7 protein-coding genes and 1 pseudogene are annotated in these 10551 nt (G+C 68.2%); 5 read left to right on the top strand and 3 right to left on the bottom strand.

Annotated elements, in window-relative coordinates:
- Nucleotide 1: 1 nt before the first annotated feature.
- Nucleotides 2-439, bottom strand: a complete 438-nt coding sequence (locus KCI33_RS14185; RefSeq protein ID WP_349252212.1) for a cytidine deaminase — start codon at nt 437-439, stop codon at nt 2-4.
- A gap of 130 nt (nt 440-569) precedes the next feature.
- On the opposite strand from KCI33_RS14185, the gene KCI33_RS14190 reads away from it, so the two are divergent.
- The 4 genes from KCI33_RS14190 (at nt 570) to KCI33_RS14205 (ending at nt 8050) form a co-directional block, all read left to right on the top strand.
- On the top strand, nt 570-2849 hold the full coding sequence (locus KCI33_RS14190) for an NADP-dependent malic enzyme (RefSeq protein WP_212525452.1): 2280 nt from the start codon (nt 570-572) through the stop codon (nt 2847-2849).
- Between the two features lie 258 nt (nt 2850-3107).
- Entirely contained in the window at nt 3108-5009 is a 1902-nt protein-coding gene (gene prpE / locus KCI33_RS14195; RefSeq protein WP_212525453.1) for a propionate-CoA ligase PrpE, read from the top strand.
- Nucleotides 5010-5147: 138 nt separating this feature from the next.
- A complete protein-coding gene (locus KCI33_RS14200; RefSeq protein ID WP_212525454.1) occupies nt 5148-6683 on the top strand; it encodes an ATP-binding protein in 1536 nt (511 codons plus the stop codon).
- Nucleotides 6680-8050: a sigma-54 dependent transcriptional regulator gene (locus tag KCI33_RS14205; protein ID WP_212525455.1), complete on the top strand. Its 1371-nt coding sequence runs from the start codon at nt 6680-6682 to the stop codon at nt 8048-8050. The genes KCI33_RS14200 and KCI33_RS14205 overlap by 4 nt, the downstream gene beginning before the upstream one ends.
- An 84-nt stretch (nt 8051-8134) precedes the next feature.
- Here the strand turns inward: KCI33_RS14205 and KCI33_RS14210 are convergent, their stop codons facing one another.
- Nucleotides 8135-8902, bottom strand: a complete 768-nt coding sequence (locus KCI33_RS14210; protein ID WP_212525456.1) for an NAD kinase — start codon at nt 8900-8902, stop codon at nt 8135-8137.
- A 175-nt stretch (nt 8903-9077) separates the two neighbouring features.
- Between KCI33_RS14210 and glyA the strand changes: the two genes are divergently transcribed.
- Entirely contained in the window at nt 9078-10364 is a 1287-nt protein-coding gene (gene glyA / locus KCI33_RS14215) for a serine hydroxymethyltransferase (RefSeq protein ID WP_212525457.1), read from the top strand.
- Nucleotides 10365-10429: 65 nt separating this feature from the next.
- Here glyA and KCI33_RS14220 read toward each other — a convergent pair.
- Nucleotides 10430-10551: pseudogene (locus KCI33_RS14220) on the bottom strand (IS5/IS1182 family transposase); the annotation flags it as partial.

The following is a 10551-nucleotide window of genomic DNA, read 5'->3' on the forward strand; positions in this document are numbered from 1 at the left end:
ACTAGCCCTCCCGCGTCGTCGCGAGGTGGTCGCGCCCGAAGGCGCCGGGCAGCAAGGCGCCCACCGTGGTGCGGGTTTGACGCCCGGAAGTGGTGCCGAGGATGACCGGCGTGTCCGGCGCCGCGAACTCGGCCAGTTTCTGCCGGCAGCCGCCGCAGGGCGTGACCGGCTCGGGGCTGTCGGCGATCACCGCCACCTCGGCGATGTCGCGCGCGCCGGCGGCGCACATCGCAGCGATGGCGCCGGCCTCGGCGCAGGTGCCTTCGGGATAGGCCACGTTTTCCACGTTGCACCCGAGATGGATCGCCCCGTCCGCGCTGCGGATCGCAGCACCCACCTTGAACCCGGAATAGGGCGCATGGGCATTCTCGCGCACGCGCGCCGCAGCCTGTAGCAATGTCATGGCACAGCCCTCCTCACAGCAATCTGCGGCGCGCACCGCGTCGATGCAAGCCCGCCCGTGCGGCCTGCCGCATGGGAAACATTTGGTTGCGCGACTCCGTGAAACGGCGTATCCCCGCGATAGGGAATTTAGTTTAACACTAAACCATTCTCCCGGAGGGAAGAAGATGAGCGACGCCAAGTCCGACAGCTTTCGCCAGCGGGCGCTGGAATATCACCGCAAGGGCAAGCCCGGAAAGCTGGAGATCCGGGCCACCAAACCGCTGGCCAACGGGCGTGACCTGAGCCTCGCCTATTCCCCGGGCGTGGCCGAGGCCTGCCTCGAGATCCGCGACGATCCCTCCACCGCCGCCCAATATACCGCGCGCGGCAACCTCGTGGCCGTGGTCTCCAACGGCACCGCGGTGCTGGGGCTGGGCAACATCGGCGCGCTGGCCTCCAAGCCGGTGATGGAGGGCAAGGCGGTCCTGTTCAAGAAATTCGCCAACATCGACTGTTTCGACCTCGAACTGAACGAGAGCGACCCCGAGAAACTGGCCGAGATCGTCTGCGCGCTGGAGCCCAGCTTCGGCGCGATCAACCTCGAGGACATCAAGGCCCCCGACTGTTTCATCGTCGAGAAAATCTGCCGCGAGCGGATGAACATCCCGGTGTTCCACGACGACCAGCACGGCACCGCCATCGTGGTCGGCGCCGCCGCCACCAACGCGCTGCATGTCGCTGGCAAGAAATTCGAGGACATCAAGGTGGTCTCCACCGGCGGCGGGGCTGCCGGCATCGCCTGCCTGAACATGCTGCTGAAACTGGGCGTGAAGCGCGAAAACGTCTGGCTGTGCGACATCCACGGCCTGGTCTACGAGGGCCGGCAGGAAGAGATGAACCCGCAGAAAGCCTTTTACGCGCAGAAGACCGAGCTGCGCGACCTCGATCAGGTGATCGAGGGGGCCGACCTGTTCCTCGGCCTCTCTGGCCCGCGGGTGCTGAGCCCCGGGATGGTCAAGAAGATGGCCGCCCGACCGATCATCTTCGCGCTGGCCAACCCCACGCCCGAGATCCTGCCAGAGGAGGCCCGCGCCGTGGCCCCCGACGCGATCATCGCCACGGGGCGGTCGGATTATCCCAACCAGGTCAACAACGTTCTGTGCTTCCCGTTCATCTTCCGCGGCGCGCTGGACGTCGGCGCGACCGAGATCAACGACGAGATGCAGCTGGCCTGCATCGACGGCATCGCGGCGCTGGCCCGCGCCACCACCAGCGCCGAGGCCGCCGCCGCCTACCAGGGCGAGCAGCTGACCTTCGGCGCGGACTACCTGATCCCCAAGCCCTTCGATCCGCGCCTGATCGGGGTGGTCGCACCCTCGGTCGCCAAGGCGGCGATGGAAAGCGGCGTGGCCGCGCGGCCGCTGGAGGACATCGCGGCCTACAAGGCGCAGCTCGACGGCTCGGTGTTCAAATCGGCTCTGATCATGCGCCCGGTCTTCGCCGCCGCCGCCCAGGCCGAGCGCAAGATCGTCTTCGCCGAGGGCGAGGACGAGCGCGTGCTGCGCGCCGCCCAGGCGATGATCGAGGAAACCACCGACGTGCCGATCCTGGTCGGCCGCCCCGAAGTGATCGAGGCGCGCAGCACCCGCGCCGGACTGTCGATCAAGCAGGGCGTCGATTTCACCGTGGTGAACCCCGAAAGCGACCCGCGCTACCGCGACTACTGGGAAACCTACCACCGGATCATGGCGCGGCGCGGCGTGACGCCCGACCTGGCCAAGGCGATCATGCGCACCAACACCACCGCGATTGCCGCGGTCATGGTGCATCGCGACGAGGCCGACAGCATGATCTGCGGCACCTTCGGGCAATATCTGTGGCACCTGAACTACGTCCAGCAGGTGCTGGCCGAGGGCGGGCTGCATCCGGTCGGCGCGCTCAGCCTGATGATTCTCGAGGACGGGCCGCTGTTCATCGCCGACACCCATGTCCACCCCGAGCCCACGCCCGAGCAGATCACCGAAACCGTGATCGGGGCCGCGCGCCATGTGCGCCGCTTCGGCATGGAGCCCAAGATCGCGCTGTGCAGCCATTCGCAATTCGGCAATCTCGATATCGAGTCGGGCCGCCGGATGCGCGCCGCGCTGGAGCTGCTTGAGGCGCGCGAGCCGGATTTCGAATACGAGGGCGAGATGCATGTCGATGCCGCGCTCGACCCCGATCTGCGCGAGCGCATCTTCCCCGGCGCGCGGCTCGAAGGGGCGGCCAACGTGCTGGTCTTCGCCAATTCCGACGCCGCCTCGGGCGTGCGCAACATCCTCAAGATGCGCGCGGGCGGGCTGGAGGTCGGGCCGATCCTGATGGGCATGGGCAACCGCGCCCATATCGTCACCCCCTCGATCACCACCCGCGGGCTGCTGAACATGTCGGCCCTGGCCGGCACGCCGGTGGCGCATTACGGCTGATCCCGGCGGCGCTCCGGCGCCGCTGCCCTGCCCCGAATCCGTCGCTCCACAGCGCCGGCCATCGCGGCCGGCGCATTTGCAAATCCCGCGATCCGCTTCTGCAATATTCACACGCGATTTTACTTTGCAAAAATTTGCAGCCGCGGAACGGCCATAACTGCAAATTTCCTGCGGTTATCCGCCACCTTTCCCCGCAACACTCTTGCGGCACGGGCGGCCGATCCGTAACAAATTTTCAACGGTCAGGAGGAGGACGCAATGGCATACAAGGACGTCTACGACAGCTGGAAAGCCGACCCCGAAGCATTCTGGATGGCGGCGGCCCAGGCGATCGACTGGGTCGAACAGCCGTCCAAGGCGCTGTTCGACGGCAACGCCCCCCTCTATGAATGGTTCGCCGACGGCAAGGTGAACACCTGCTGGAACGCCGTCGACCGCCATGTCGAAAACGGCCGCGGCGACCAGGTGGCCATCATCCACGACAGCCCGGTGACCCATTCCAAGAAATGGATCACCTATGTGGAACTGCGCAACCGCGTGGCCATGCTGGCCGGGGCGCTGCGCGCCAAGGGTGTGGAAAAGGGCGACCGCGTCATCATCTACATGCCGATGATCCCCGAGGCGCTGGAGGCGATGCTGGCCTGCGCCCGCCTCGGCGCGGTGCACTCGGTGGTCTTCGGCGGCTTTGCCGCGCATGAACTCGCGGTCCGCATCGACGACGCCAAGCCGAAATGCATCATCGCCGCGTCCTGCGGGATCGAGCCGGGCCGGATCGTGCATTACAAGCCGCTCCTCGACGGCGCGCTGGAGCAGGCCACGCACCAGCCCGATTTCTGTGTGATCTTCCAGCGCGAGAACGAGGTCGCGCATCTGGAGGAGGGGCGCGATTACAACTGGCACGGCTTCCAGTATGGCGTGCAACCCGCCGAATGCGTCCCGGTCGAGGGTAACCACCCGGCCTATGTCCTCTATACCTCCGGCACCACCGGGCAGCCCAAGGGCGTGGTGCGCCCGACCGCCGGCCACTTGGTCGCGCTGAACTGGTCGATGAAGAACATCTACAACGTCGATCCGGGCGACGTGTTCTGGGCCGCCTCCGACGTAGGCTGGGTGGTGGGCCACAGCTACATCACCTACGCGCCGCTGATCCACGGCAACACCACCATCGTCTTCGAGGGCAAGCCGGTGGGTACGCCCGATGCCGGCACCTTCTGGCGGGTGATCTCGGAGCACAGGGTGAAAAGCTTCTTCACCGCCCCCACCGCCTTCCGGGCGGTCAAGCGCGAGGATCCCAAGGGCGAACTCGTCGGCAAGTACGATCTGAGCAACCTCGGCGCCGTGTTCCTGGCCGGCGAGCGCGCCGACCCCGACACCATCCTCTGGGCGCAGGATAAGCTGAACGTTCCGGTGATCGACCACTGGTGGCAGACCGAGACCGGCTGGGCCATCGCCGCCAACCCGCTGGGGATCGAGGAACTGCCGGTGAAACTGGGCTCTCCGGCCGTGCCCATGCCCGGCTACGAGGTGCATATCCTCGACGAGGGCGGCCACCAGCTGAAGGATGGCGAACTGGGCGCGATCGCGGTCAAGCTGCCTCTGCCGCCGGGCACACTGCCAACGCTGTGGAACGCCGAGGCGCGCTTCCGCAAGAGCTACCTTGAGCATTTCCCCGGCTATTACGAGACCGGCGACGCCGGCTACAAGGACGAGGACGGCTACCTCTACATCATGGCGCGCACCGACGACGTGATCAACGTCGCCGGCCACCGCCTGTCCACCGGCGCGATGGAAGAGGTTCTGGCCGCCCACCCCGATGTCGCCGAATGCGCCGTGATCGGCATCAGCGACGATCTGAAGGGCCAGTTGCCGCTGGGTTTTCTCTGCCTCAACGCCGGCACCAACCGTCTGCATGAGGAGGTGGTGAAGGAATGCGTCCAGATGGTGCGCGACCGGATCGGCCCGGTCGCGGCGTTCAAGCTGGCCTGCGTGGTCGACCGCCTGCCCAAGACGCGCTCTGGGAAGATCCTGCGCGGCGCCATGGCCAAGATCGCCGATGGCGAGGCGTTCAAGATGCCCGCCACCATCGACGATCCGGCAATCCTGGACGAAATCGCCGAGGCGCTGAAAACCCTCGGCCTTCCGAAGAAGGGCCGACCTTGACAAAACGCGGCCGCACCAACCTGTCCCTAAGGACAGGTTGGTGCGGCGGGCCACCATGCGCTATGACTCCGGTGATGCAACCCAAACGAGCAAGAAATCCCCGGCCATGCAGCTCTGCCACGAGCGGGGCGCCGCGTCATGGCTAGGGCACGGCAGGCCATCGCGGCCGATGGCGACGCGGCCGCGCTGCGCGAACGCGCGGCGTTGCTGGGCCATGACATCCGCAACGCGGTCTCCGACATCCTGGGCGGGCTGTCGCTGGCCGATCTGTCGCCGCTGGATGCCGGCTCCGGCCAGCAACTGGTGCGCGTGCGCAGCGCGGCCGAACAGCTTGCCCGGCTCTCCGACGAGGTGCTGGCGTTGGTCACCGGCGAGGCCGGCCCGACGCCGGACGACGAGACCGGACTGCGGATCGAGCCCCTGCTGGACGCGATCGAGGCGCGCTGGGCCGCCCATGCCCGCGAGAGGGGGCTGACCTTCGAACTGACGCGCGGGCCGGATCTTCCGCCGCTGATCGGCGTGGACCGGGGCGCGCTGGAGCGCATCCTGGCCAATGTCATCGGCAACGCGATCAAATACGCCGGCAGCGGCCCGGTGCGCCTGACCGTCGCGCTGGAGGCGCAGGAGACGCTGGGCCTCTGCGTCGATGACAACGGCCCCGGCTTTTCCGAGGCGGCGCTGGCGCGGCTGTTCGAGCGTCATGGCCGCGCACCCGACAACGACACGCCGGGCAGCGGGCTGGGCCTGCACATCGTCCACGACCTGGCCGATCAGATCGGCGGCCAGATGGAGGTCCGCAATCGCCCCGACGGCGGCGCGCGGGTCTGCCTGCGCCTGCCGCGCGCCGCCTGGGCGCCCGGCGTCAGCGGCCACATGGCGCAGGACCTGCCCGATCTCGCCGGGAAATGCGTGCTGGTGGCCGAGGACAACCCGACCAACCAGTTGCTGATCCGGCAGATGCTGGAGACCCTGGGCGCCGATTGCCACGTCGCGCCCGACGGCCTGGCCGCGCTGGAGCTGCTGGAGGGCCACCGCTACAACCTTGCGCTGATCGACATCGAGATGCCCCGGCTCTCCGGGCTCGACCTGATCCGCACCCTGCGCCGCCTCGACGGCGATGCCGCGGGGCTGCCGGTGCTGGCGATCACCGCCTATGTGCTCAGCGCCAACCGCGCCGAGATCTATGAGGCCGGGGCCGACGGCATCCTCGCCAAGCCGATCATGAGCCTGGAAGCCTTCGGCCAGGCGATCTGCGGCGTGATGCGCAAACGTGCCGGCCCGCCCGACGCGCCCAGCCTCGCGCCCTTGACCGAGGCGCCCTACAGCGCGCTGCACCTCGACCGGCTGCTGGCCCTGGCCGGCGCTGACGGCGCGCAGGAGCTGCTCAGGCGCCTGCGCCAGGATTTCGAGGCGGTGCGCCAGGGCCTGATCCGCGGCCTCGAGGACAGCGATGTCGCCCTGATCCGGGCCCAGACCCATGTGCTTATCTCGCTGGCCGGCGCGATCGGCGCCGATTGCCTGCAGCGCCGCGCGGGCGAGATCAACACCGCCGCTCATGCCGGCGACATGGGCGTGGCGCGCTCGATCGGGCCGCGGGTGATCGAGCGGCTGGGCCAGATCGCCGATGGCATGGCCGGCGAATACGAAAGTCGTTTCGGCGAGGTGACGCCATGACACCGATTCTGCTGATCGAGGATACCCCGTCGCTGCAACTGGTCTACGAATCGGTGCTGCGCAACGCCGGGCACGAGGTGGTCTCGGCCGGGACCGCCGCCGAGGGGCTGTCGCAGTTCCGCGCGCAGCGCCCGCAGGTGGTGCTGCTCGATCTGGTGCTGCCCGACCGCAGCGGGCTGGACCTGATGCGCGACCTGCTGGAGATCGCGCCGGAGGCCCATGTCATCGTCATCACCGCCAACGGCTCGATCAACCGCGCGGTCGAGGCGATGCGCGGCGGGGCCTATGAATTCCTGCTCAAGCCATTCAACGAACAGCGCCTGCTGCACGCCGTCGAGACCGCGCTGGCCGACAGCACCCGCCACAAGGGAACCGCCCCGACCGGACCGCTGGCCGGCTTCATCGGCAGTTCGCCCGCCATGACGCAGGTCTATGACCGCATCCATTCGGTCGGCCGCTCGATGGCCTCGGTGTTCATCTCCGGCGAAAGCGGCACCGGCAAGGAGCTCTGCGCACAGGCGGTGCACGCCGCCTCTCCGCGCGCCAACGGCCCCTTCGTGCCGCTCAACTGCGGGGCCATCCCCTCGGACCTGCTGGAATCCGAGGTGTTCGGCCACCTGAAGGGCTCCTTCACTGGCGCCATCGCGGACAAGCCGGGGGCGGCGGCGGTGGCCGATGGCGGCACGCTGTTCCTCGACGAGATCTGCGAGATGGACCTGAACCTGCAGACCAAGCTCTTGCGCTTCCTGCAGACCTCGACCATCCAGCCGGTGGGGGCGCCGCAACCGCGCAAGGTCAACGTCCGCATCGTCTGCGCCACCAATCGCGACCCGCTGGAGCAGGTCCGGCTGGGTCGCTTCCGCGAAGATCTGTATTACCGGCTGCATGTGGTGCCGATCCACCTGCCGCCGCTGCGCGAGCGCGGCGAGGACGTGATCGAGATCGCCGAGGAGGCGCTGGCCCGCTTCTCGAACGAGGAGGGGCGCGCCTTCGCCGGGCTGTCGGAGGAGGTGAAGACGCTGCTGCGCGCCCATCACTGGCCGGGCAACGTGCGCCAGCTGTTGAACGTGCTGCGCCACGCGGTGGTGCTGAACGACGGCCCGCTGGTCACGCGCGCGATGCTGCCGCGGGAATTCCAGCCGCAGGCCGGCGCCGCCCCGGCCGTGCCGGCCGCCATCCGCACGCCGGCCCCGGCGGCGGGCGGCGGCCTCGACGGCCTGATCGGCATGACCCTGGCCGAGATCGAGCGCCTGGTGATCGAAGAGACCATCGCGCGCCACGACGGCTCGGTCCCCAAGGCGGCGCGGGTGCTCGATGTTTCGCCCTCCACGCTCTACCGCAAGCGCGAGGCGTGGAACCGCAGCTAGGGCCGGCGGCGCGGCGCCCCAACCGTTCGGCTCCCGAGGAGGGCGGCCGTTCCTCCGGCCACGTCCCGGGGCAGCACCCGGCCCCTAAACGAACTGTTCGCGGATCAGCCTCTCCTCCAGCCCGTGACCGGGGTCGAACAGGATGCGGTGCGACACCCCGGGGTCGGAGGTGATCTCGACCGTGACCACCCTTCCAGCGGTGCGGCTGTCGGCGTCGGCCATGACCGGGCGCTTCTCGGGCTGCAGCACGTCGAAGCGCACCTTGGCGCCGCTGGGCAGCAGCGCCCCGCGCCAGCGCCGCGGGCGGAAGGGCGCGATCGCGGTCAGCGTCAGAACGTCCGCCCCGATCGGGATGATCGGCCCATGCGCGGAATAGTTGTAGGCGGTGGAGCCGGCCGGCGTAGACAGCAGCGCGCCGTCGCAGACCAGTTCATCGAGCCGCACCTTGCCGTCGATCGAGATCCGCAGCTTCGCCGCCTGCGGCCCGGCGCGCAGCAGCGACACCTCGTTGATCGCCAGCGCCTCGTGCAACTTGCCGTCGGTGCCGATGGCGCGCATCCGCAGCGGGTGGATCACCTCCTCCTCGGCGGCCGAAAGGCGCTCCAGCAGTCCGGCCTCCTGATACTCGTTCATCAGGAAGCCGACGGTGCCGCAGTTCATGCCATAGACCGGCACGTCGAGATGCTGGGTGGCGTGCAGGGTGTGCAGCATGAAGCCGTCGCCGCCCAGGGCCACGATCACGTCGGCCTCCCCGGGAGGCACGTCGCCGTGCAGCGCGGCGAGATGCCGGCGCGCCTCCTGCGCGATCTCGGTCTCGCTGGCGAGAAAGGCAATCCTGACCTTGTCGTTCATCGCGCGCCCCTTGTCCCCGTGTTTCCGAAAGTCATCGCGCGCGCGGAAACGAAACACAAGGGGGCCGATACCGCGCGCCTGGCGGCGCCTGCGACGTATTCCGGGCTTTTTCAGCGGCGAAGGTTCCGATAAAAGCCCGCCATCCGGCCCCGTGCCGCCTTAGGAGACGACATCCATGACCGACAATTCCGGCTTTTTCACCGAAACCCTTGCCACCCGCGACCCCGAGATCGCCAAGGCCATCGGCCTTGAGCTGGGCCGCCAGCGCGATGAGATCGAACTGATCGCCAGCGAAAACATCGTGTCCGCCGCCGTGATGGAGGCGCAGGGCTCGGTCATGACCAACAAATACGCCGAAGGCTACCCCGGCCGGCGCTACTACGGCGGCTGCCAGTTCGTCGACATCGCCGAGAACCTGGCGATCGAGCGCGCCAAGCAGCTGTTCAACTGCGGCTTTGCCAACGTGCAGCCGAACTCCGGCAGCCAGGCCAACCAAGGCGTGTTCACCGCGCTGCTGCAGCCCGGCGACACCATCCTGGGCATGAGCCTCGATGCCGGCGGGCACCTGACCCACGGCGCCGCCCCCAACCAATCGGGCAAATGGTTCAACGCCGTGCAATACGGCGTGCGCAAGCAGGACAACCTGATCGACTACGACGAGGTCGCGGCCCTGGCCAAGGAGCACAGCCCAAAACTGATCATCGCCGGCGGCTCGGCCATCCCGCGCCAGATCGACTTCGCCCGCATGCGCGAGATCGCCGACAGCGTCGGCGCCTACCTGCATGTGGACATGGCCCATTTCGCCGGCCTCGTGGCGGCGGGCGAGCATCCCTCGCCCTTCCCGCACGCCCATGTCGCCACCACCACCACGCACAAGACCCTGCGCGGCCCGCGCGGCGGCATGATCCTGACCAATGACGAGGCGCTGGCCAAGAAGATCAACTCGGCCATCTTCCCCGGCATCCAGGGCGGCCCGCTGATGCATGTGATCGCCGCCAAGGCCGTGGCCTTCGGCGAGGCGCTGCGGCCCGAGTTCAAGACCTACGCCCAGAACGTCATCCGCAACGCCCAGGCGCTCAGCGACCAGCTGATCAAGGGCGGGCTCGATACCGTGACCCACGGCACCGACACCCATGTTGTGCTGGTCGACCTGCGGCCCAAGGGCGTGAAGGGCAACGAGACCGAAAAGGCACTCGGCCGCGCCCATATCACCTGCAACAAGAACGGCGTGCCCTTCGACCCCGAAAAGCCGACCGTGACCTCGGGCATCCGCCTCGGCTCGCCGGCCGGCACCACCCGCGGCTTCGGCGAGGCCGAGTTCCGCCAGATCGCCGACTGGATCATCGAGGTCGTGGACGGCCTGGCCGCGAACGGCCCCGAGGGCAACGCGGAGGTCGAGGAAAAGGTGAAGGCCGAGGTCGCCGCGCTTTGCGCCCGCTTCCCGATCTATCCGAACCTGTAAGAGGTCGGAACACCCATCGGAAAGGGGGCCGCAGGGCCCCCTTTTTCATGGCCTAGGGTCAGGACTCACAACCAGAACATGACGGTGGCTGCGATGCAGATGGCGGATAGGAACAGCTCTCCGCATCTGTCGTAGCGGGTGGCGATCCGGCGCCAGTCCTTGAGGCGGGCGAAGAGGTTCTCGATCC

Source organism: Actibacterium sp. MT2.3-13A (assembly GCF_018139985.1).
GTDB lineage: Bacteria > Pseudomonadota > Alphaproteobacteria > Rhodobacterales > Rhodobacteraceae > JAGSOU01.